13 protein-coding genes are annotated in these 23,768 nt (G+C 45.5%); 9 read left to right on the top strand and 4 right to left on the bottom strand.

Features of this window, described 5'->3' with window-relative positions:
* The first annotated feature begins 12 nt into the window (after window positions 1–12).
* Window positions 13–3,141 (top strand): efflux RND transporter permease subunit, encoded by a 3,129-nt coding sequence (locus tag B5X68_RS23660; RefSeq protein WP_082217247.1) that lies wholly within the window; start codon window positions 13–15, stop codon window positions 3,139–3,141.
* 230 nt (window positions 3,142–3,371) lie between these two features.
* Here the strand turns inward: B5X68_RS23660 and B5X68_RS23655 are convergent, their stop codons facing one another.
* Window positions 3,372–3,677: a GIY-YIG nuclease family protein gene (locus B5X68_RS23655; protein WP_082217246.1), complete on the bottom strand. Its 306-nt coding sequence runs from the start codon at window positions 3,675–3,677 to the stop codon at window positions 3,372–3,374.
* A 508-nt stretch (window positions 3,678–4,185) separates the two neighbouring features.
* Between B5X68_RS23655 and B5X68_RS23650 the strand changes: the two genes are divergently transcribed.
* Both B5X68_RS23650 and B5X68_RS23645 read left to right on the top strand, forming a co-directional pair.
* On the top strand, window positions 4,186–4,962 hold the full coding sequence (locus tag B5X68_RS23650) for a hypothetical protein (RefSeq protein WP_141110398.1): 777 nt from the start codon (window positions 4,186–4,188) through the stop codon (window positions 4,960–4,962).
* Window positions 4,963–5,286: 324 nt separating this feature from the next.
* Entirely contained in the window at window positions 5,287–6,000 is a 714-nt protein-coding gene (locus tag B5X68_RS23645; RefSeq protein WP_082217244.1) for a hypothetical protein, read from the top strand.
* Between the two features lie 72 nt (window positions 6,001–6,072).
* On the opposite strand, the gene B5X68_RS23640 is transcribed toward B5X68_RS23645, so the two are convergent.
* Both B5X68_RS23640 and B5X68_RS23635 read right to left on the bottom strand, forming a co-directional pair.
* Window positions 6,073–8,550: a glutaminase family protein gene (locus tag B5X68_RS23640; RefSeq protein WP_141110405.1), complete on the bottom strand. Its 2,478-nt coding sequence runs from the start codon at window positions 8,548–8,550 to the stop codon at window positions 6,073–6,075.
* 110 nt (window positions 8,551–8,660) lie between these two features.
* The gene (locus B5X68_RS23635) at window positions 8,661–10,760 is read right to left on the bottom strand and encodes a protein-disulfide reductase DsbD family protein (RefSeq protein ID WP_082217242.1); all 2,100 of its coding nucleotides are present in this window, start codon (window positions 10,758–10,760) and stop codon (window positions 8,661–8,663) included.
* A 130-nt stretch (window positions 10,761–10,890) separates the two neighbouring features.
* Between B5X68_RS23635 and argB the strand changes: the two genes are divergently transcribed.
* The 6 genes from argB (at window position 10,891) to B5X68_RS23605 (ending at window position 23,057) form a co-directional block, all read left to right on the top strand.
* Window positions 10,891–11,688, top strand: a complete 798-nt coding sequence (gene argB, locus B5X68_RS23630; RefSeq protein ID WP_082217241.1) for an acetylglutamate kinase — start codon at window positions 10,891–10,893, stop codon at window positions 11,686–11,688.
* 58 nt (window positions 11,689–11,746) lie between these two features.
* On the top strand, window positions 11,747–13,075 hold the full coding sequence (locus B5X68_RS23625) for a c-type cytochrome (protein ID WP_082217240.1): 1,329 nt from the start codon (window positions 11,747–11,749) through the stop codon (window positions 13,073–13,075).
* A 26-nt stretch (window positions 13,076–13,101) separates the two neighbouring features.
* A complete protein-coding gene (locus B5X68_RS23620; RefSeq protein ID WP_082217239.1) occupies window positions 13,102–16,464 on the top strand; it encodes a VCBS repeat-containing protein in 3,363 nt (1,120 codons plus the stop codon).
* Window positions 16,461–17,774, top strand: coding sequence for a vanadium-dependent haloperoxidase (locus B5X68_RS23615; RefSeq protein ID WP_082217238.1), 1,314 nt, complete (start codon window positions 16,461–16,463; stop codon window positions 17,772–17,774). The genes B5X68_RS23620 and B5X68_RS23615 overlap by 4 nt, the downstream gene beginning before the upstream one ends.
* 205 nt (window positions 17,775–17,979) lie before the next feature.
* The gene (locus B5X68_RS23610; RefSeq protein ID WP_229208540.1) at window positions 17,980–21,321 is read left to right on the top strand and encodes a SusC/RagA family TonB-linked outer membrane protein; all 3,342 of its coding nucleotides are present in this window, start codon (window positions 17,980–17,982) and stop codon (window positions 21,319–21,321) included.
* A 38-nt stretch (window positions 21,322–21,359) separates the two neighbouring features.
* Window positions 21,360–23,057: a SusD/RagB family nutrient-binding outer membrane lipoprotein gene (locus tag B5X68_RS23605; RefSeq protein WP_082217237.1), complete on the top strand. Its 1,698-nt coding sequence runs from the start codon at window positions 21,360–21,362 to the stop codon at window positions 23,055–23,057.
* A gap of 162 nt (window positions 23,058–23,219) precedes the next feature.
* On the opposite strand, the gene B5X68_RS23600 is transcribed toward B5X68_RS23605, so the two are convergent.
* The gene (locus tag B5X68_RS23600) at window positions 23,220–23,759 is read right to left on the bottom strand and encodes a thioredoxin domain-containing protein (RefSeq protein ID WP_082217236.1); all 540 of its coding nucleotides are present in this window, start codon (window positions 23,757–23,759) and stop codon (window positions 23,220–23,222) included.
* Window positions 23,760–23,768: the final 9 nt, after the last annotated feature.

Here is a 23,768-nt window from a genome sequence, read left to right as displayed (position 1 = left end):
AATCAGAATGTTATGTCAATCACCGAAGTAGCAGTAAAAAGACCGCTCTTCATCATAGTAGTATTCACGGTGTTGATACTATTTGGTGTGATCAGCTATAAACAATTGTCTTACAACTTGTTGCCGAAATTTGAGGCCAATGTTGTAAGTGTTATGACAACGTATCGGGGTGCCGCTGCGGACGAAGTTGAAACCAATGTTACCAAACACATTGAAGACGCCGTTTCGGCGATCGAGGGTTTGGATCAGATCAATTCCACTTCTCAGGAAGGCGTTTCATCTGTGATTATTCAGCTGAAACAAGGCATCAGCGTCGATTTGGCACAGCAAGAAGCGCAACGCAAAGTGGAGCAAGTAATTTCACTGCTTCCCGATGACGCCGATCGTCCGGTAATCAATAAATTCTCAACCGACGAAATCCCGGTTTTGAGAATGGGTGTTACGGCCAATATGTCGCCATCAGCGCTATATGATCTGATAGACGACAAACTGAAACCACAACTTTCCAACGTAACCGGCGTAGGCCAGGTAACGATCATTGGTGGAACGGAACGCCAAATTCAGGTCAATATCAGCCAGGATAAATTAAAGGCATATCGCTTGTCGATTGCCCAAGTTTCGGCTGCGATCAACAATGCAAACACTTCATATCCAGCAGGTCAGGTTAAGACACAGGAAGATCAGCTTTCGATCCGTTTTGATGCGAAATTGACCACTGTTGAAAATCTGAGAAATGTCATAGTAGGCCGTAATTCGACTGGCGGACAAATATTTTTGAAAGACATTGCCGAAGTTTATGACGGCACTGCCGACGCAACTGCCGTGAACCACATTAATGGTGCGCCGTCGGTTGCTTTGCAAATCCAGAAGCAATCCGATGCCAATGCAGTAGATGTGAGTAAGTTGACACGCGAGCGTTTGACGACATTGGAAAAACAATATGCTTCATCGGGCTTAAAATTTAACATTGCATCTGACCAATCCATTTACACATTGGCCTCAGCCGATGCTGTTGTATTTGACCTTGGACTTGCGGTTTTGATCGTATCTATTGTGATGTTAATGTTCCTGCACAGCTTCCGGAGTTCGATGTTTATCCTTGTAGCATTGCCGTCTTCGATGATCCCGACTTTCATTTTGATGAGCCTTTTAGGTTTCTCACTCAATTTGATGACATTAATGGCCCTTTCGCTGGTCGTTGGTATCCTGGTCGATGACTCCATTGTGGTTTTGGAAAACATCAACCGCCACATGGAAATGGGCAAAAGCAGATGGCAGGCCGCATTGGATGGACGTGCAGAAATCGGTTTCACAGCCCTCGCGATCACATTGGTTGACGTCGTGGTTTTCGTGCCGCTCGCATTAACCTCCGGTTTGATCGGTAACATTCTGAGAGAATTCTCCCTCGTTGTTGTGTTCTCTACATTAATGAGTTTGTTCGTATCATTTACGCTTACTCCACTTTTGGCTTCGCGTTTTGGTAAAATTGAAATTTTGGATAAAAATACGCTTTGGGGCAAGCTTAACCTCGGTTTCGAAAGGTTTTTGGATCGGATCAAAGACGAATACGGCCGCATGTTGACCTGGGTTTTGGGTCACAAGAGATATGTTTTCATACTGTCTCTTGCATTGATCGTAGGGTCGATCGCACTGGTTCCGGGAGGGTTTATCGGAGCAGCATTTATGCAGCAAAGTGATCGCGGCGAGTTGAATGTTTCCGTCGAATTGGCGCCAACTGCATCCATTTACCAAACCAATCAGGTTGCGCAGAAAGTTGAAAAACTATTGTTAGGCAGAAAAGAAGTGACCAAAGTCTTTACCAACGTCGGTTACAGCAGCACAGGTTTAGGCACAACTTCCAACAGCAATATTGCCGATTTAACGGTTCAATTGGTTGATAAAAAGGATCGTACCATGTCCTCGGAAGATTTTGGTACACAAATTCAAAAAGAAATCCTGCAAATTCCAGGTGTAAAAGTAACGGTTGCCCCCACTTCCATCACGGGTAATGCCAACCAGGCACCGATCCAGGTGGCGGTAAAAGGAACCGATATGCCAACGATCCGAAAGGTGGCTGCGCAGGTGAAAGAAGTTGTAGCATCGATACCGGGGACCGCGAACGTGGACTATTCCGTAGATGATCCGAAGCCGGAAGTAGGTGTGTCACTGGACCGTGAAAAAATGTCACAACTCGGCATCAACGCCGCCGAGGTTGGCGCCGCATTGCAAACCGCATTCCGGGGCGATGACCGTTCCAAATTCAAGGAAAACGGCAAGGAATACGATATTATGGTAACATTAGACCAGTTCAACCGTTCCAGCGCCGACGATATCCGTCACCTCAGTTTTGTAAACAGCGCGGGACAAGCATTTGAACTATCCCAATTCGCAACCATCAAAGAAGGAATGGGCGAAAGTGTGTTGCAACGCATCGACCGTCTGGGTTCTATCAGTATTAATTCACAAGTAATTGGCCGTCCATCCGGTTCTATCGGAGCCGACATTCAGGCCAAAATGGCTAGTGTAAAACTGCCGGAAGGCGTTTTTATCGAATACCGTGGTGACCTTAAAAACCAGGCGGATGCATTCGGCAGTCTGGGCTTGGCGCTGGTACTCGGCATCGTGCTCATTTACCTGATCATGGTCGCCCTTTATGAAAGCACCATTTACCCATTCGTGGTATTGTTCTCGATTCCGGTTGCATTAGTAGGCGCATTAACCGCCCTTGCATTGACCATGGAAAGCCTAACCATCTTCTCGATCGTGGGTATGATCATGCTCCTGGGTCTGGTAGCCAAAAACGCCATCCTGATCGTCGATTTCACAAACCAATTGAAAGAAGAAGGTCACGCATTAAAAGACGCATTAATTGAAGCCGGCAAAGAACGCCTCCGCCCGATCCTGATGACCACCATCGCCATGATCGCCGGTATGCTCCCCATCGCCCTCGCATCGGGTGACGGTGCCGAAGTAAAAAACGGCATGGCCTGGGTAATCATCGGCGGTTTGACAAGTTCACTGCTACTAACAATCTTCCTTGTTCCGAGCGTTTATTACGTCGTTGACAAAGTGAAAGAGCGCTTTGCAAAGCGCAAAGCCAAGAAGCAACAGAGGAGGGAGGAGTTGGTTTTGGAAGGGTAGGGTTGTGAGTTGTCGCCCTGAGCGGACCGAGCCGCCGAAGGGAAGTGCACAACGCTCCCATCCCCTGTCACCCTGAGCGTAGTCGAAGGGGGCGTTACTACCAAGCAGTAACGCCCCCTTCGACTCCGCTCAGGGTGACAGGCTTTATAAAGGCGCTATTTTCTACGCGCCCTATATATTTTCCAATGGGTGCTGTTGTGACACTCCGATAAGGGGCTCAATTCATTCCATTACCCATTTATAATAGCCTCCTTCTTCTTCCTACTCCAACCCTTAACCTGCTTCTCAAAAGCAATAGCATCATTAACATATTTAAACTTCCGAGAAAATACTAGCTCAACCGGCCGTCGGGAATAAGTATAACTCGTCTCTTTACGCCCGGAAGTATGCTCCGCCAATCGCCGCTCCAAGCAATTCGTAACCCCAGTATAATAACTCTCATCAGAGCATTTCAAAATATACACTAGTAAATTTTCATAGTCAAGCGCGTTTAGATTATCATCTTTAGACGCTGACGTTCTCTGCAAGTCACACATAAAAAAATGGCCACAGGTAAATGCCCTGGCCATTCTAAAAAACACACATTATATCCTAAGCCGCCTTCATCGCCTCAATTCTTTGACAAAAAAGCAGCAAAATGGGTGCCCTGTTTTAGGCGTCCTAATGTTACTAAGTAAACATCCGGGGGCTTTCGCCGTCCCGCACCATAACAGGGCAGATCGTGTAAGTTTTTCATTTGTACTGTATTATAGGAATGCGAATATTCGGAAAGTGTTTGGAGAAATGCAAATGGGGCGAGAGCATTTAGTCCTATTAAAGTGGCCTGTAAATAAATTAGTACTTATTGGAATTTAGCGGCAAGCTACTGGGCTATTTTCGAGCGCAATCGGGAATAACTACTGTTCAAAAATTGCTATCCTATGCCGCTTTTTACCGAGAAGTAACCGTAACCTTCCACTTGTTCATTGTGAATGGCTTGCTCATTCATAAAGCCTTGTTTTGTAGCCAGTAACAAACAAATGTTTAACTACAAATCAGTAAAAAATGAATTTAGTACAAAAATTACCAGTCGCATTAGGTGTGGCCGGTTTAATGATGATGAGCAGCTGCTCGAAGGAGGATGTGCAGAATCCGGAGCCGGCGAAGAATGAGAGGACGGATGCGAGTATGCGTGGCATACCGCCTATTTTAACGGTTGCACCAAATATGCCGGCAACCTACGGTCCGACAGGATCCAATATCCTTCCAGCCGGCTGGCAAAGAGATCTGACCTATTCAAATGATCTGGTTGAATTGCCGACAGGGACTTCCAACTTAACATATTTGTTTGGAAAAGAAGGATTGCCCTGGGAAAAGTCGTTGCAGCCGATTCCAAATGTGCCCAACGCAACGTCGATACTCACTATAAGCACTCATGCAAAATCAACTTGGTCAGATAATCATTTATCAACCAACCAACGATCTGCAGTGGAAACGAAAATCAAAAACTTAAAACCAGGCAAGTTTTACTCTGTTGATTTTTATGTAGCAAGCACCGTTTCCAAACTTGCGCAAAATAACTTTACCAAGGCGTATGCAAATGAAGTTGAGGTATCTCTTCGTAATTCTAATGGTGAACTAGGGACCCCAACGGGTATTGGTATTGACCCAGGTAATCCAACTAAATGGATTAAGACTTCCATGATTGTTGAAGCCAAGGGGTTTGAACAAATTATAAGTTTTACTGCTTACACAAGTAAGCAAGGTGAGTTTGCCTATGCTCATATTTTTGTCGATCACAATTCCGTCAAGGAATATCAGCTACCAGAAGATCCCTTATAAGAAGTAGTGGCCGGAATTTTATTCTGGCCACTAGTTAATAAAAAAATTTCACTTCCACCTCTCCCCCAAAACCTTCATCCAATACCACCCACAACCGACCGCACTCTAAATCCAACCGACTTCCCGTTCACATTAAGTTATATCACACCCTATTTATAGTAATAGTTGCTATACAAAAATCACAAATGTCTTCATCAGTACCTTTCTCAACCGACAAATAACCCTGGACGCCCGGACAGTCATTGAAAGCGATTAAATAGTAATCTAAAAGCTTGTTTTGTAGCCAGTAACAGAAACAATTCTTTAACTACAAAAACGACAAAAATGAATTTATTACAAAAATTGCCGATCGGCCTTGGCCTGGCTTGTTTGATGTTTATGAGCAGTTGCTCGAAGGAGGATGCGGCCGTAAGTCCAGCTCTGAAACAAGAGCAGGAGAATATCCATTCAAGCCACAAGGGCGTGACATATGTGTTACCATTTTTCGCTCCGACCATTGGGGCAGTTGGGAAGGAAGTATATCCCGCAGGTTGGCAAGCATATAGCTTCGGCCCCGGCCAAGCTGACCCGCTCATTCCGGCAGGCACATCCAGCCTTACGCATTTGTGGGGAGGAAACGCTTTTCCGTGGGAGAAGCCTTTGCCTCCGGTTCCGACGGCCCCAAATGCAAATTCTGTCGTAACAGTTTCTAACCATGGATCTGTAAACGATATCTCATATGCTGGAACAAAAATTAAGAATTTGACTCCTGGTAGAAAATACGCAATCACGTTTTATTTGGCTACCACAAAACTAAAAGGTGCTTACACGACGCCGCAAGAATACGCGACTAACATATATATTAATTTAAACGCAAAGTTTGTGCAAGTAAATCTTAAAGGTAAAGAGGCTACATGGATTCCCCAGACCATAACATTTGATGCCGTTAGTAACGAAGAAGTTTTCGATTTTTTTGCAGGTGGCGAAATTGGCAGCTATGCTTACGCACACGTTTTTGTGGATAAAAATTCGATTAAAGATGTAACGTTTAATCATTGATCCCACACAAGTATATCGAATAATAAAGGGCGACTCGGATGTTTCCGGGCCGCCCTTGTGCTTTTAAAGACCTCACTTCCACCTCTCCCCCAAAACCTTCATCCAATAACCACTCACAACCGACCTCGCTCTAAATCCAACCGACTTCCCATTCACAGTCTCATGCCAGTCGGAAAGTGGAATGCGATCGGGGGTTTCCATAGCATATTTATAAACAGGCTTCACCAATGCTTCGAAATCCTGCTGGTTCGTAGCTAATGTAGCGGTCCAGATGATCCAGTCGGATTTGGTGTAGGTTTTGCGGCTGTCTAGTGGGAGGCCGAAGGGTTTTTGTTTGGTTAAATAATATTTGATTTCCTTTTCCGCGACAGTTTTTGGGAAGACATTCAATTTCAGGAGTTCATCCCAAACGATGTTGTATTTCTGGCTCCATGAATTTTTGTTGTCGAAAGTAAGTGCATAATGATCGCCGCTGTCGGCGAGTTGCATCCACTTTTGGGCGAAATCTTTTACCAATGCATTTACTTCGGCGGCTTCTTTCGTTTCGCCAAGCTGCTCAGCCATTTTCGCATAGGACGCTAAGCCCATAATTGCCTTGATCGACAAGTTGGCATTGCGCGCGAGGTGACCGGCAAAATCGTCTGTACAAAGTTGGTTAGCTGGGTCGAAGCCCTCTTTTTTGAGATAATTGGCCCATATGCTTAACACTTTCCAATGTTTTTTGGCGAACTCGATGTTGTTCTCAGCTTTACAAATGGCGTAAGTCAGTGTTAGCATGTTGCCGGATTCTTCGACAGGCATGTCCTCCCCGTAAGTCTGGCCGTTTGCGAGCGGATAAGTGCCTACATCATGCGCGGCGAAAGGTTTTGTCCATTTGCCGCTTTCGGAGTAATAGAAGATCGGTTCCATCATTCCTTTTAACAATGTCGGGTTATAAAGCAGGAATAACGGAGCGGATGGATAAGTGATATCGACGGTTCCAATGGAGCCATTGCTGAAATTTTCTTTGGACAAAAACAATGGAGAGCCTGAGGGATCGGCGACTAATTTATGTGCGGAAATAGCTTGGCGATAGGCCAGAACGCAAAGTTCAGCATATTGCTTTCCACCAGCTTTCAAAGCATCGTCGAAGATCATTTCGTCCGTTGACTCACATTCTTTAATGATTTTGGCAAAATCATTTTCAGCACTTTTAAACTCAGCTTGAATGGTTTTATTTCCATCCTTATTCCACCACGGCCGCAGGTTTTGCCCGAAATATTGAACAGAATAACCATCATCATAACCTAGCATTAAATGGAGTGTTTTCACGTCACCACCAATTTTTTCCGATAGTACAACAGCCATCGATTTGGCATCCGCATTTGAGGAAACATCTTGATTCTCATTAACGGAGCCGCCTTTTGAGAACGTTTTGATCAACTCTCCCGGCGAGCCCAGGCCAGCACTTTTTACATCGGACGCATTGCCAGCCAAATAAGCGCGGCCCCAGTCAATGCGGACATCGTCACCCTTTTTACCCAACAGCTTTTGCTCCGTATTGCCAAGAGAAAGCATTAACAGTCCATTCTGAGTTTCTTTTTTGCCTTCGACCTTTTGGCTTGCGTCATTTACAGCCCAAAGTCCCGAAACAGCATTAAGTATTTCAACCTGATGCGTTTTCCCATCCGTAGACTTCAATTCGTATACTACATAATTGACCGGACGGGAGATCAAATTGAGGTCTTTCAAAAGCAAGGGCGCTATAAAAGCGGCTTTCAACTGCACGGGGCCTGCTTCAAAATCATAAAGCGTTTTGGTCGCAGTCATCTCAAAACCGGTTTGTTTAGCGGGCTGAATCACGTCTGCACCTTTGGGGGCAATTTCATCCGCCAGTCCAATGTCAATGTATCCCGGGCCAGCGCCATTTTTACAATAAGCAGCTAAAATATTCTTGCCTTTTTTCAATGCCTTACGCGCCGAAGGACTGATCGGCTTAAACTCATAATCACCTGTAAAACAAGGTGCGCAGTCAAATGCGGGAACGCCATTAATGAAAACCTGCACATCATCGTAATGGAAAATGTTTAGAGTTGGTTTCTCAAATTCAGCAGCCGTCAATGTGAATTCGCGGCGATACCAGACTTCCTGCTGGAATTCGGTTCCGCCTTTGAGCATTGCGTCGTTACGATCCTTTGTTCCGAACGGGCCCGGGGCCTGTTTCCAGGTGCTGATGTTATAACCCTCTTTATACCACCAGTTGGGATCCGGTTTCACGGTTGTGAATTTGGCTGTATATGCCGACTGCTTAGCCGTTGGCAAAATCGTTTTCATCTCCGGCGTAGGGGCGCCCATGAAGCGATAAGTCTTGCCATCCACACGGATAAGGCCATCCATCGAATGCGGTTTGCCCGTCCAATGCTTCGTTACAGAACCATTCAGCTGGTCACCAAACGACCAAACGCTTGTATAGGGGTCAATGGTGATCAGGGGTGTTGCAGGCGGGCGGAAGGTTTGCGCAAAGAGAGAGAAAGGAAAAAGGAGTAGCAACAAAAAGGAGCAATTCTTCATCATAAAGCGATCAGGTTTCAGGAAAAGGAATAATATTAATTTCAGGCACAAAAAAAGAATTTTCCGTTGGCTTAAGCCAACGGAAAATGGGGGGGCGGGGCGTGGCGGGCCTATTTATTAAACGCCGCCTTTCCGCTATCCAAAAACGCCGCGAAATTCGCTGGGTTTAAATCGTAATTTTTCGGCTTCACGAGCAAATTTCCCTCATGATCGACCAAACAATAATGCGGCTGTGCGTTGTTGTTATATTTTACAATTTGCAAATCAGCATTTTGGGCGCCGATGGTTTTTTTGACTTTGTTGTCGTATTTCGATGTGTACCAGGATGATTCAGGCAGTTCTGTTTTGTCATCCACGTAAAGCGCGACGATTACGTAATCGTTTCTAAGTCGTTGCTGCACTGCCGGATCGACCCATACCCTCGCTTCCATTTCCCGGCAGTTCACGCAGCCGTGGCCGGTGAAGTCAATGAATACGGGTTTATTAACCTTTTTTGCGTAGGCTAACGCGTCTTTATAATCGAAGAAACCTTCCAGTTCGTGAGGCAAATGGAAAAGGTCAGCGTATTTTCTGGTTTCGCCGGGGGCAATGTTTGAAGCAACTCCTGCGGTCCTTTTGTTTAGATCAAAATCCAATGTGGATTGTGGAGGCAGGTAACCAGCCAATGCTTTCAACGGCGCGCCCCACATGCCGGGAATCATGTAAACAACAAATGTGAATGTAACGATGGATAAGAGCAATCTGGGGACGCTCACTTTTTCAAGCGGAGAATCGTGCGGCGTTCTGATTTTCCCTAAAAGATAAAATCCTAACAGACCGAAGATTACGATCCAGAATGCAAGATAAATTTCCCGGTCCAGCAAACGCCAGTGGTAAACCTGATCGGCAATGCTGAAAAATTTCAGTGCCAATGCCAGTTCCAGAAAGCCCAAAACCACTTTTACAGTATTCAACCAGCCGCCGGATTTGGGCAGGGATTTTAGCCATTGTGGAAAAAGGGCAAACAATGTGAACGGAATCGCAAATGCTGCCGAGAAAGAAGCCATACCAATGATGGGCTTTACCACTTCGCCGCCCGCTGAGGCCACCAGCAAACTTCCCACAATAGGACCTGTGCAGGAAAAAGAAACGAGCACCAATGTAAATGCCATGAAGAAAACGCCCGCATAACCACCCTGATCGGCTTTTTGGTCCATTTTATTTACGAAACCACTCGGCAAAACAATCTCAAAAAGCCCTAAAAAGGACAATCCAAAAACGAAGAAAATCGCGAAGAACAAGAGATTAGGAATCCAATGCGTGCTTAGAAAGTTGGCAAATGCAGGGCCATTCAATCTCGAAACAACGGTTCCTATTAATGTATAGATCAAAACAATAGAAATGCCGTATATCAATGCTTTCAGCTTTCCTTTTTCCTGATTGGTAAAATAACTTACCGTCATCGGGATGATCGGGAAAACGCAGGGCGTGAGCAAGGCAACCAAACCGGACAAAAATGCGGCTAATGCGAAGCCCCAGAGCGATTTATCGGCCGATTCATCTTCTGAACTTAATGTTTGTGATAATGTTGCAGCAGCTTCTGCCTGGGCAGATGTGTCGGCGTCACCTGCGTTGATGGTGAAAGAAGTGTCAGCTAATTTGTCGGTCGGCGTGGCTGTAACGGTTGAGGATGAATCTGTTGCAGATTCTGTTTTACCGACTGTTGGCTGTGCGTCATTGATTGCCGCGCCAGCAACGACTTTCAGGCCTTTAAATTCAAAATCATCATTGCCCGGAATGCAGAGGCCTGTTACATGGCTGCAAGTCTGATATTCGGAAGCGCCTTTGATGACCGGATTGTCCGCAAGTATTTTTATAGTTTGTTTAAAAACACCTTTTCCTTCAAAATAACGCACTTTTCCACCCCAAACTTCCTCGAATTTCTCTTTCGGATTCTGCGGTTTAAGCTTGCCTACAACCTCAAATGTATTGTTTTTTTCAAAATTGAATGTCGTCAGCATTGGCCCAAGATCCGGGTCAAAATCGCTGGAATAAATGTACCAGTCTTTATCAACAATGGCCGTGAAAACCAGGTCCACGGTTTCGCCCTTCTTTACTTCCGGTTTGGAAAATGTGTAAGTCCAGTGTGCTTTGGCCTTTTGTAATTGAGCAAAAACGGATTGCGAAAAAAATAGACAAAGAACAAGGGAAATGAGAAGGCGGCGTTTCATAATGTTTTAATTCTGCTTTGCTTAGTCAACGTAATTTTGCCAAAAAAATTCATCAAAGAAAATTCCGCTTCCACCGCTGTTTGTTTCTGCTAACTTTGCCGGCTCAAATTCAGCGTAAAAACCCACTACAATGTCCCAGCCCCTTTATGTTGTAAAAATTGGCGGTAATGTTATCGACAACCCCGAAGCCTGCACCCGTTTTCTGAACGATTTTTCCAAACTCGATGCTCCCAAAATCCTCGTGCATGGCGGTGGAAAGGTGGCAACGCAGATGGCAGCCAAATTGCAGATCGAAACACAAATGGTGGAAGGCCGCAGAATTACGGATAAGGCTATGCTGGACGTGGTAACCATGGTTTATGGCGGATTGGTGAACAAAAATCTGGTTGCCCAGCTCCAATCATTCAACTGTAACGCCATCGGCCTCACCGGCGCTGACGGCGGCATCATACGTTCAGTAAAAAGACTCGTGAAAACCATCGATTACGGCTTCGTGGGCGATATCGAAGCAGTAAATGCCAAGCAAGTGAACGCATTATTGAGCAGCGGCCTCATTCCCGTAATTGCCCCGCTTACTTACAGCATCGAAGGGTTATTGCTTAACACCAATGCCGATACAATGGCCTCTGCGACCGCCGTTGCCATGGCCGGGTTGTTCGAAGTAAACCTGATTTATTGCTTTGAGAAAAAAGGCGTCCTATCCGATCCTGACGATGACAACGCAGTCATATCACAACTCAATCCAACTTCCTATGCAAGCTACAAAGCATCCGGCGTTATCAACAAAGGCATGATCCCAAAGCTCGAAAGCGCATTTGAAGCATTAAATGAAGGTGTTAAGCAGGTTACGATTTGTCACGCAGATGAATTGCTGGCAGCAGCAAAGTCAGCGGCGGGGACGGTGATAGCATTAAATCCTATTTCTTAAATTATTTTAAAATCAATTTTCTATTATTAAATTGCGTGGGTTAAACCCACTCAGTACCATGCCGTTCCGAAAAGGCCTAATTTTTGTGCTTTTGTTGTTGTGTGATTTGTGTGCAGGCCAGGTTCCGGAGTTTTATAAGGATGTCCAGCCCATTATTCATGCCAATTGCGTGCCTTGCCACCGGACCGGCGAAGCGGCTCCTTTTCCCTTGATCACTTTTGAGGATGTTACCAAGCGCTCCAACTTCATCAAACAGGTCGTGAGCTCACGTTATATGCCGCCCTGGAAAGCGGATAACCATTTTAATTCCTTTGCCAATGACCGCTCGCTGAGCGATAAAGATATTAAAACCATTGTTGGCTGGATTGATGGCGGCGTCCCAAAAGGAAAGCAAAACCTGAAAGCTGAACAGGAGTTACAGGCGCGGGTGAACGCCGGGACGGCTTACAAACGCAAGCCGGATCTTTCGCTTCGCATTAAGGACGCATTTATTGTCAAAGGTGATGCCGCAGAGAGGTTTGTAATGTTCAAAATCCCTTTTGAACTCGCGCAAGAAGCCAATGTTGAAGCCATTGAGTTTACCTCGAATAACAAAAAACTCATCCACCACGCCAATTTCGCGATCCACCCGGTTGCCGACCCTGCGATTGACCTGAATAATTCCGTCGATTTTGTCGACCTCAGCGGACCTTCCGGCGATAAGTATTACGAGTGGGTCAAATACAAAAAAGAAATGACTTACTATGGCGGCTGGATTCCCGGAACCACTGTTGAAACTTACCCGGAAGATATGGGTTGGGTCATGCCAAAACGTGGCGTCGTGCTGGTAACCGTGCATTTCGGACCGTCGTCTGTTGATGCCGAAAGCATTGATGGCGTTAATATTTTCTTTAAATCCAGCCCGATCAAACGGAAGGTTAAAGTGATCAGTTTGGGCTCCGGCGGGATCGGGGAAAAGGATATCAGTCCGCCGTTCATGATTTTTGCCGATGAGATCAAGAGCTTCCGACTGCGCATTGCGAATAACCAGCCGGATGTTTCGCTGCTGTACGCCTGGCCGCATATGCATTATCTGGGGAAGGAATTCAAGGCTTATGCGACCACCGCGGCGGGTGACACGATCAAGCTTGTGCATGTGCCTGCCTGGGACTTTCGCTGGCAGGAAATTTACAAATACAAAAAGCCTTTATTATTGCCAAAAGGCGCCGTGGTGCACGTGGAAGGCACTTATGACAACACCGCAGCCAATCCCGCAAACCCGCACAGTCCGCCAGAACTGGTGATGTCGACGGGAAATATGCGGAGCGACCAGGAAATGATGACGTTGATTTTAATGTATGTGGAGCGTGTGGCCGGAGATGAAAATCTGGTCTACAAATGGAATTAGGCATTTTTACCGGGTAATGTTAGCGCATGGGTAGACTCTACTTTTTCTTTATTTTTCTAATTTCCCTCCTCGGCGCTTCTAAACCGGGTCAAACGCAAAGCCTCTTCACACTTTTGTCACCCAAAGACACAAAAGTTAATTTTATTAATAAGATCGAAGAGAATGATTCGCTGCACATTTTCCGCTACGAATATCTCTACAATGGGAACGGCATCGGCATTGGCGATTTCAACAATGATGGCAAGCCGGACCTTTTTATTTCGGGAAATACGGTTCCTAATAAGTTGTATCTCAACAAATCAGCTGGCGGAAAAATCGGTTTCGAAGACATTAGTAAAAAAGCAAAAATCGAGGGCAACGGAACATGGTCCACAGGCGTGAGCGTCGCGGATGTAAATGGCGATGGGCTCCTGGATATTTACGTTTGCCATTCAGGCTTTTTCCGCAAGCTATCTGACCGTAATAATGAGCTTTTTATCAATCAGGGCGTCAAAAACGGCGTTCCGATTTTTAAGGAAATGGCGGTGGATGCTGGTTTGAATGCGATTGGATCTCAATCCACACAGGCTGCTTTTTTTGATTATGACAAAGATGGCGATCTGGATATGTTCCTTTTGAACCACTCGAATCACACGGTTAACCCCTTCCTGAACACCCGCGAAATGCGCGCAACGCCCAATCCTTACTATGGGAACAGGTTTTTTGAGAACGTGAGTGAGATTGGGAAACTGAAATTCAAGGACGTAACCCAAAAGGCGGGCATCATCAATAATGCATTGAATTTCGGTCTGAGCGTGATTGTGGCAGACATGAACCAGGACGGCTGGCCGGATTTGTATACAACGAGCGATTACACGGAAGTGGATTGTTATTATGTCAATAATAAGAACGGGACATTTACAGAGTCTTTGAAAAAATCATTTACACACGTTTCCAAATTTTCAATGGGCGCGGATGTGAGTGATTTTAACAATGATGGAAAACCCGATGTGCTCACGCTGGACATGCTCCCGGAAGACAATCACCGACAAAAATTGCTCAAAGGTCCGGACGTTTACGATCAATATCATTTACTCCTCGACAGCGGTTATTATCACCAGAATATGCGTAATATGCTGCATTTGAACCGCGGAACTGATGCAGAGGGCAATGTTAAGTTCAGTGAGGTGGGCCAAATGGCGGGTATTTCCAACACCGATTGGAGTTGGGCTGGCTTAATGGCCGATCTTGACAATGATGGCTGGAAGGATTTGCTCATTACCAATGGTTATCTGCGCGATTTCACTAATATGGATTTCCTCAAATACACCGTTGCAGACGAGCAAATGAAGGAGGTAGGCAAAGGAAACCTTAATTTTAAGACTTACAGCCTTGTCCAGAAAATGCCTTCCAACAAGCTGAGAAACTATCTGTTCCGGAACACGGCGGATGCCTCTAAGCAATATGCATTTGAAGATGTGTCTGAAAAATGGGGTTTCAATGAAGAGGCAGTTTCCAATGCAGCCGCTTATGCAGATTTCGACGGCGATGGCGATCTCGACATTGTGATCTCAAACATTAACGAACCGGTTTCGATTTATCAAAATAACAGCGGGCAGAAAGGGTTGACCATCAAGCTCTCAGGCGTGGGCAAAAATACGCAGGCTTTGGGAAGCAAGGTTTGGGTTTATGCCAATGGCATTTCACAATATGCGGAGCTTTATCCTGTGAGAGGTTACCAGGCGACAGTAACGTCGGACTTGCATTTTGGTTTGGGAAAAACCGGCAGAATTGATTCGCTGAAAGTCGTTTGGCCGTCCGGAAAAGTGGCAATGCTGGTGAATCCAACTGATAAAGTCCTGACATTGAAAGAATCAGAAGCGAAAGAAGCAAGCAAGCGGGATGTGACGCCTGCAAAAACGTTATTTCAAAAAATCGCTGCTCAAAGCATTGGTATTGACTTTATTCACAAGGAAAATGAATTTGTTGACTTCAAAGTCGAAGTGCTTTTGCCTTATCAGTTATCCAGGCTCGGTCCGGCACTGGCCAAAGCGGATGTAAATGGGGATGGGTTGGAGGATTTGTTTTTCGGAGGCGCTTCCAATCAGTTTGGAGTGCTTTACCTGCAAAAACAGGATGGTAAGTTTGAAGGTGCAAATGCCCAGCCGTGGCGACAAAATGTGGCTTGTGAAGAAGTGAATGCGTTATTTTTCGATGCAGACAAAGATGGCGACCCGGATTTGTACGTGGTGAGCGGTGGGAACGAGTTTGAAGATCAGGCACCAGCCTATCGGGACCATTTGTATATCAATGATGGGAAGGGAAATTTTCATGAAGAGGTTTTGGCATTGCCATCGATGAAAAACCCCAAGCAATGTGCAGTAAGTGCAGACATTGATGGAGACGGCGATATGGATCTTTTTGTTGGCGGGCGCGCTGTTCCGGGATCATTTCCGATGGCTGCGAGAAGTTATATTTTAAGAAATGATAACCAGGGAAGCAATGTTAAGTTCACGGATGTCACTGCCGATTGGTCCAAGGATCTGCTTAATCCGGGAATGATCACAGGTGCGGTGTTTGAAGATTTGGATCAGGATAGAAAGCCGGATTTAATGCTAATAGGCGACTGGATGGCGGTTAAAGTTTTCAAAAACACCGGTAATGCATTTGTAGAACAGCTTCCCGCGGAACTAAAAGACACAGACGGCATGTGGGCCGCATTAATGCCAGTTGACCTGGATCATGACGGCGATATGGATTTTGTTATAGGAAACAGCGGCCTTAATAATCAATACAAAGCGTCCGCCGAACAGCCTGTGACAATCTATTATGATGATTTTGATAAAAACGGCGTGGTCGATCCGGTCTGCACTTACTTTATCGGTGACAAAAATTACCCAATGTTCTCCCGCGACGAAATGCTGGACCAGATGCCATTCCTGAAAAGAAAATACACGAGCTACGCGCTGTATGCAGACGCGACCATGACGGATATATTTGGTCAGGAAGCAGTTGAAAAAAGTAAAAAGGTGTATTGCAAGCAACTATCGAGCATTGTTTTAGAAAATAAAGGCGACTTCAAATTCCAAATCCACGAACTGCCCGAGGAGGCGCAATTTTCGAGGGTTAGCGCCATTGTTCCGGTGGAAATGGATGGAGACACCAAAACCGGCCTGCTATTAGCGGGAAACTTTTCATGCTATCGCGTGCAACTGGGGCCTTGCGACGCGTCCATAGGCGTAACCTTGCGACAGATAGCGCCCTTCAAGTTCGAGACTGTAAGCCCTGACAGATCCGGATTTTGGGCTGGTGGTGAAATAAGAAGCGCGATCCGGCTAAATGATATGCGTATAGTGATAGGCGTTAATGGTGGCGATCCAATAATATTTGAACATACCAGGCAGAAATGAGAAAGCGATTTACATTACATATGCTGGTAACGTTGCTGGTTTGCCATTACGTGTCGGGCTTTGCGCCGCTTGTCGGGCCGTCACCGAAGCTTTTGCATAGGGCGGAAAAAAACCTTACCCGTGCCATTGTACATGATATTTTTTCGCCGCCCGTTGCCAGTCGTATCTATCTCTATGCCAATGTTGCGGCATACGAAACGCTGGTTATGGGGGATAAAAACTATCAAACGCTACACGGACAAATCGCTCATTTCCCGGATATAGCAGGTTTGAAAAAAGATGAAAAGATCAACTATGAACTGGCGGCTGTTTACGCTTTTTTAAAAACCGGTGGGAAACTGGTCTTTTCAGAGCATTTGCTGACAGACAGTGTCAATGTGATTCTAAATGACTTCCGGGAGAAGGACACATTGGTTTACAATAATTCAATAAAACTGGGGCAAGCCGTAAGCGACAGCATTTTAACGTGGTCAGCGAAAGACAATTACGCATTAACGCGGGCGAAACGCCGATATACTTACAGCAAGCAAAAGGGTAAATGGACGCCAACTCCACCTGGTTTTATCGACGCTGTGGAGCCTTATTGGTCCCAAATCCGCCCGGTAAGCCTCGACTCGGCCGGGCAATTCAAGCCGGTTGCGCCACATGCATATAATACAGATACGGCGAGTTTGTTCATGCGGGAAGTGCGGGAGGTTTATAATGTTACCGGAAAGTTATCCAAAGAACAAATCCTGATCGCGAGTTTCTGGGACTGTAATCCTTTTTATCTCAACACCCAGGGGCATCTCAATTTTGCCACCAAGAAGCTGTCACCCGGAGGTCATTGGATATCCATCGCAGGCCAGGCGGCCGAAAGTAAAGGTAAAAACTGGCAGGAAACCGCAGCTGCTTATGTGCTGACGTCAATGGCTTTGTTCGATGGATTTATCAGTTGCTGGGATGAAAAATACAGAAGCCAGTTTATCCGTCCTGAGACGGTTATCAATGCTTATATGGACGAAAAATGGCGACCACTGCTCCAAACGCCACCTTTTCCTGAGTATACAAGCGGCCATAGCGTCATTTCCACCGCAGCGGCAGTTGTGCTGACCGCAATTTTAGGGGACAATTTTGTTTTCGATGATAACACTGAAACCCCTTATGGACTGCCTGTTCGCAGGTTTAAATCTTTCAGGGACGCCAGCGATGAAGCGGCTATCAGCAGGCTATACGGTGGCATCCATTTCAGGTCGGCTATCGTAAATGGGCAGGTTCAGGGTGAGCGCATCGGACAGCATTTACTCTCCAGAATAAAGGTGAAACGTTGATATAGCCAAACACTCTACTAGGTTTATATGCTTATTATTAATATTTTTTAATAAATGTTATGTTTTTGTTAATAATTATATTTATTTTGAATTATCAATACTCATGCTGTCCAAAAATGCCCGGTCTATTTTTAAGAAATGTCATTTTAGGTTACATCAGTAAAGACCCATTAAGCCACCTTTATTTAACTTACTAAAGTTTACCATGAGACAAAAGTTTACGACTTTAACCCGTCTGGTAACCTTGCTTCTCCTTCTTATCGGGAGCACATGGAGCATGGCCCAGGACAGAAAAACCGTTAATGGAACGGTGCTAGACAAGGATCAGAATCCATTACCAGGTGTTTCCTACCTTGTAAAAGGATCTAACACCGGTGGTGCGACTGATGCCAATGGAAAATTCAGCGTGAGTGTGCCTTCTGCCACTTCCGTTCTTGTTTTTTCTTCTATTGGTTACATCAGCAAGGAAGTGGAAGTTGGGAATGCAAGCCAGCTGACGGTGAATCTGGAAGAAGACAACAAAACGCTTAACGAAGTAGTGATCACCGGTTTTGGTATGTCTACGGAGGCTCGGAAACTGTCTTACTCGGTACAGTCCGTACAAGGAAATGACATTACCAGAACTGCAAATGCCAACATGGTTAACGCGCTTCAGGGTAAAGTAGCAGGGGTTATGATCAACCAGGGAACGGGTGGTCCAATGTCCTCTTCACGTATCCGTATCCGCGGTAACGCATCATTAAGCCCTAATACACAGCCACTTTTCGTTGTGGATGGTGTGCTTATCCGCCCTGGAACATCAGGTGCTGACTCCTGGGGAGCTGCGCAGGATTTTGGTAACATCATGAAAAACATCAACCCGGACAACATTGAGTCTATGACTGTGTTGAAAGGTTCAGCTGCAAGTTCGCTTTACGGTTCTGAGGCTTTGAATGGTGTTGTGGTTGTTCAAACCAAAAAAGGACGTCAGGACAAAGGTTTGGGTGTTACTTACAACCAAACTTCTACATTTGAAACAGCTTACAAGTTTTTGGATCTGCAAAATGAATACGGTGCAGGTCTGAGCTCAACATTTGCAACTGGCGCCGACGGCGTTCCAGAAGTGGACCGTCCTAACTTCCCGTTCTCTTATGGTCCTAAATTTGAAGGTCAGCAAGTGCGTGACCTGGATGGCCGTATGGTGGAGTGGAAAGCAAACGATCCTTTGAGCTTCTTCCAAACTGGAAAGTATATCAACCATAACCTGGCTATCGAAGGTGGTAACGAACGCAGCTCATTCCGTGCATCGTTCTCTACTTTGAAAAACACTTCGATCATGGTTGCGGGAACTGAGCTGAAGAGAAACAACTTTAACATCCGCGGAACACAAAAAATCGGTAAAATCCTGAATCTGGACGTAAGTGCAGATTATACAGACAACGACATGGTGAACCCAATCCGTCAGGGAGGAAACTACAACCCGGTTTTCCGTTTTGTGTACAACCGTCCACGTAGCTTGGATATTGATTATTGGTCTAAAAACTACATTGATCCAGTTGCAGGAGGCCGCCGCAGAGGAACTGCTGACCCGTACAACATTACGGAGTTCATGTTCCAGACGTTTGAGGAAAGACAATTCCGTAATGAAAAAGTGTTCAGAGGGAATATTGATTTAACTGGAAATATCACAGATTGGTTGAGCTTCCTGGTTCGCGGTAATGTTCAGAATGAACTTTACACTGGAAACAGCCAAAAGAGGGGAGATAATGTTAACTACTCAGGTGGTGAATTCCGCGAATATTCGGAAAACAAATCACAGACACGTTTCCAAGGTTTGGTGACTGCTACCAAGCAAATCGGAGAAAACTTTAATTTCAGCTTGTCAGCCGGTGGAGAAACCAATCGTCTGATCGGTGGTCGTAAGTTTGATATGAGAACAAACGGCGGTCTTCGTGTTCCTGATGTTTATTCATTATCTAACAGCATCAACACGCTGGTAACCGAGAACTTCTCCCTTACACCTTCGAAAAGAATCGACGCACTTTATGCATATGGTGACCTTACTTACAAAGATGCGTTAACATTGAGCGCCAGCTATCGTACAGACTGGTCTTCAACATTGACTTATGCAAACGGAAGTGGTGACTACATCTATTCATATCCTTCTGTAGGTCTTTCCTGGATCGCGACTGAATCATTGAAGGATCTTCCATCATGGCTTTCATTTGGTAAGTTAAGGGCCAGCTTGGGTTACACAGGTGGTGACACAGATGCATGGTCAACCAACCAAACTGGTGTTTATGAGCCAAAGCCTGCTTATCAACAAGCGGACGGAAGTTCTGTTAACTGGTCTGGTTTCAGAGATCCAAACACGCTTCCTAACTACAACCTGAGAAACCGTTTGGCAAGAGAAGTTGAATTTGGTGCTGATATCCGTTTCTTCAACAACCGTTTGGGAATCGACGCAACATATTACAACAAGATCACTAAAAACGAGATCCTGAGCTTGAATACAACACCAGAATCGGGTGTAGGCAGCAGAATCGTGAACGCAGGTAGAATTCAGAACAAAGGGGTTGAGATCTTGTTAACGGCAACGCCAATTAAAAAAGCGGATTTCGAATGGAATACAAGCGTCAACTTTTCCCGCAACCGCAACAAAGTGTTGGAGTTGGTTGAAGGAACCACAACTTACGAACTGAACCTTGGTTTTGGTGCTGATATCAAGTCCGTTGCAAGAGTTGGAAAAGATTATGGGACGATCATCACTCCTTACGGTTTTGCGATCTACGAATCAAATGATGCCAATAATCCTGCGAATGGACAAAAAGTGATCGGAGCGATTTCAGGAGAAGGCGGTATCGGTTATGTTCGTAATGGTTCTTACGGATCAAAAGCGGACAAAGAATTGGGAACCGTTATGGAAAAATTCCTTGCAAGCAATGTAAACAGCTTCCGTTACAAGAACTTTACAGCAACTGCGCAGGTTGACGCGAAAATCGGTGGTCTGATGTCATCAGCAACGCATCAGTACGGTTCTTCGACAGGAGCATTCGCATTTACACTTCCAGGAAGAGATCCTGAGCATGGCGGTGTAACTTACACAGATGCAGAAGGCAATACAAAAACGGACGGTATCATTCCGGAAGGGGTTTTGGCGAATGGATTCCAAGTTGTTGTTGACGGCGCTCCGAAAGATTTGGGCGGCATGTCATACGCAGACGCAGTTGCAGCTGGTTATGTAAAACCAATTCCTGCTTACGCTTATTATCTGAACCTTACGCAATGGTCATCAGGTATCCGCGAGTACTCTACGTTCGAAAACTCATGGGTGTCGCTTCGCGAGGTTTCTATTGGCTACAATGTTCCGACTACATTGCTTGGAAAAGCGAAAATACAGTCACTTCGCGTAAGCCTGGTTGGACGTAACCTGGGTTACCTGTATCGCACAGCGAAAGACGGTATCAACCCGGAAGGTTTGTACAGCAACAAAGCGGGTGAGTTTATGGAGTATGGCGGTCTGCCTTTCTCGCGTAACCTTGGATTTTCAGTTAGTGTAGGATTGTAATCCTGAATTGTTACAGCCCATTCAAAAATAAAATTGTTATGAGATTTCTAAAAAGTAAAATATTGTTACTAGCCGCAGTGGGATTTCTCTCTTCCTGCGAAAAGGAAGCTTTCGTGGACATTAACAAAAATCCCGATGCGCTTACTGAAATACCGCCGCAAAACCAGTTTTTGCAGGCAACGGTTGCTATTCACAACCAGGATTTTGAAGCGTTTTACGATCTGTATCGCCGCATTATGCCCTGGATGCAGTATACAACGCCCCCGAATGGTAACCAGGGCTCGTATACATTGAACTTCGACAACTTCGCGAACCGTTATGGACGCCTTTATAATGGCGTAGGCGACAGGTTGTATGATCTGGAACAATTGGTGTCTAAGCTGGATGCTGCCGAACAGCCTCGTTATGATCAAATGATTCAACTTTCGCGCATTCTTAAAGCGTATTACACGTTTTACGTTTCGGACATTTACGGAAGCCTTCCTTACACGGAAGCATTCCAGGGCCGTTACGGCGGAACACTTCAGCCGAAATACGATACGCAGCAGGAGATCTTTGCAAAGCTTGACGCTGAAATTAAAGCAGCCGTTACAGCTTTGAAAGCTACGCCATCCGTTCCCCAATATTCTTTGGGAGCGAACTACGATCAGTATTACAAAGGTGATATCTCAAAATGGATCAAAGCTGCGAATGCATTGCGTTTAAGAATGGCGATGCGCGTGCAGAAAGCAGATCCGGCAGCAGGGACTGCCATTATCACAGACGTGCTGGCTCAGCCGGCAACGGATCTGATGAGCAGCAATGCAGACGCATGGATTTTCATTGGCAATGCAAACTTTACAGGGGATGCAGCTGGCGGAAACTGGAATACAGATGAATTGAGAGCGCCAAAACCAATGGTTGACTTTATGTGGACAAACAAAGATCCACGTATCGATGCTTTCTTTACGCCTAACCAGTATGCTCAGGCAACCATTAACCTGCTGATCGCTGACAAGCAACTTCCAGCTGGTACTACCGAAGGAAGACGTTACGTAGGAAGCTTTACAAGTCCCGATGAGTCCAGACTAACGGCTAACATCCAGCGTTACTACACCTTGAAAACGATCAAGTCGAACAATCAGACCGTTGATACATTGTCCTATATTCAGCCTCGGTTGTTTAATACCGGAAAAGCGGATGCGGCAGGAAATGCAGGAACAGGACAATCTTATCTTCCTGTGATCACTTATGCAGAATATTGCTTTATGCGTGCTGAAATTGCATTCAAAACCACGGGTGCTGCAGCTGCAAAAACATGGTATGAAGCCGGTGTGAAAAGCTCTCTGGATTGGTATAATGAAGTAGGTGTGAATGCTAAACTTACAAACTACACGCCAACAACTGCAGCAGAAATCACCGCTTATCTGGCACAGCCAGGCGTCGCTTTCGATGCAGCAAAGGCGATGGATCAAATTGCGAGCCAGAGCTATCTGAACTTCATGAAGCAGCCACAGGAAGGCTGGGCTTTGTATAAGCGTACAGGCTATCCTAACGCGACTTCGGTGGTTCCTTTGCCAAGAGTCTCGTATCTAAACGTTCCGCTGACTATTCCTCGTCGCGCACCGATTACATTACCATCACAATCAGATCCTAACTTCGCTAACAAAAAAGCAGCTTACGACGCGATGGCAGCATTGCCTGGCTTCGGTGACCTGACCAGCGCAGCAGGCCGTGTTTGGTGGGACAAGCCTTGATTTTATATTTTTAGATTTAGTTATAGTAAAAAGAGGCGGGCCGCTTGGCCTGCCTCTTTTTTTGCATTTTCTAAAAGTCGCAGCGCGACGCAATATTGGTAGCAAATAATAAGGGTTGCGAAATGCAAATCCCGGAGGGATGAAACAACATCCTACCCGCTATCAATCCAGCTTCATATTGATCAAACAGCCGATTGCCTGTGTTTTGCTTTGCATCATCGGATTACCATTCAACGTTGCTTCCAACGCATTTCTCAGATAAAGCTCCGTGGCTTTTGGCCGGCTTTTTCCCAATGCGTAAAACCAGTTGTCGATTGCACCCTGGTAAACAGTAACGCCAGCTTCATTCAACAAAACAACTTCCGGCATTACGGTCGCTTTGTAGCGTTTTGCTTTTCGCAGCTCAGGATCGGGAAAGCCGGGGAATGTTGCGTTATATTTTTTTAAAAATGCTTGAATGTCTTTTTCTGTCACTGTTTCCATTGGAAAATAAGCTTCGAAACTAACTCCTTTGGCACTATAATCAGCGTAAATGCTCTTTATTTCCTTCATATAAGCATTAGAAACCGGACATTCGGGATCAAGAAAAAGGATCACTTTTAAAGGCTGTGCTGACAGATTTTTTGCCAGGGAACCCGGTCCAGCATTCTCAAACGAGAACAAAGTAATAGCCAGAAACAGCACAATTATCTTCCGCCACATATCACAATC

This window comes from Dyadobacter psychrophilus, assembly GCF_900167945.1.
Lineage (GTDB): Bacteria > Bacteroidota > Bacteroidia > Cytophagales > Spirosomataceae > Dyadobacter > Dyadobacter psychrophilus.
This window is presented reverse-complemented; position numbering and strand designations above follow the sequence as displayed.

Bases quoted from the DNA above. Each gene is read 5' to 3' on its own strand.
- B5X68_RS23660 (WP_082217247.1), top strand. From the start codon at position 13: ATGTCAATCACCGAAGTAGCAGTAAAAAGACCGCTCTTCATCATAGTA.
- B5X68_RS23655 (WP_082217246.1), bottom strand. From the start codon at position 3,677: ATGTGTGACTTGCAGAGAACGTCAGCGTCTAAAGATGATAATCTAAAC.
- B5X68_RS23650 (WP_141110398.1), top strand. From the start codon at position 4,186: ATGAATTTAGTACAAAAATTACCAGTCGCATTAGGTGTGGCCGGTTTA.
- B5X68_RS23645 (WP_082217244.1), top strand. From the start codon at position 5,287: ATGAATTTATTACAAAAATTGCCGATCGGCCTTGGCCTGGCTTGTTTG.
- B5X68_RS23640 (WP_141110405.1), bottom strand. From the start codon at position 8,550: ATGAAGAATTGCTCCTTTTTGTTGCTACTCCTTTTTCCTTTCTCTCTC.
- B5X68_RS23635 (WP_082217242.1), bottom strand. From the start codon at position 10,760: ATGAAACGCCGCCTTCTCATTTCCCTTGTTCTTTGTCTATTTTTTTCG.
- argB (WP_082217241.1), top strand. From the start codon at position 10,891: ATGTCCCAGCCCCTTTATGTTGTAAAAATTGGCGGTAATGTTATCGAC.
- B5X68_RS23625 (WP_082217240.1), top strand. From the start codon at position 11,747: ATGCCGTTCCGAAAAGGCCTAATTTTTGTGCTTTTGTTGTTGTGTGAT.
- B5X68_RS23620 (WP_082217239.1), top strand. From the start codon at position 13,102: ATGGGTAGACTCTACTTTTTCTTTATTTTTCTAATTTCCCTCCTCGGC.
- B5X68_RS23615 (WP_082217238.1), top strand. From the start codon at position 16,461: ATGAGAAAGCGATTTACATTACATATGCTGGTAACGTTGCTGGTTTGC.
- B5X68_RS23610 (WP_229208540.1), top strand. From the start codon at position 17,980: ATGAGACAAAAGTTTACGACTTTAACCCGTCTGGTAACCTTGCTTCTC.
- B5X68_RS23605 (WP_082217237.1), top strand. From the start codon at position 21,360: ATGAGATTTCTAAAAAGTAAAATATTGTTACTAGCCGCAGTGGGATTT.
- B5X68_RS23600 (WP_082217236.1), bottom strand. From the start codon at position 23,759: ATGTGGCGGAAGATAATTGTGCTGTTTCTGGCTATTACTTTGTTCTCG.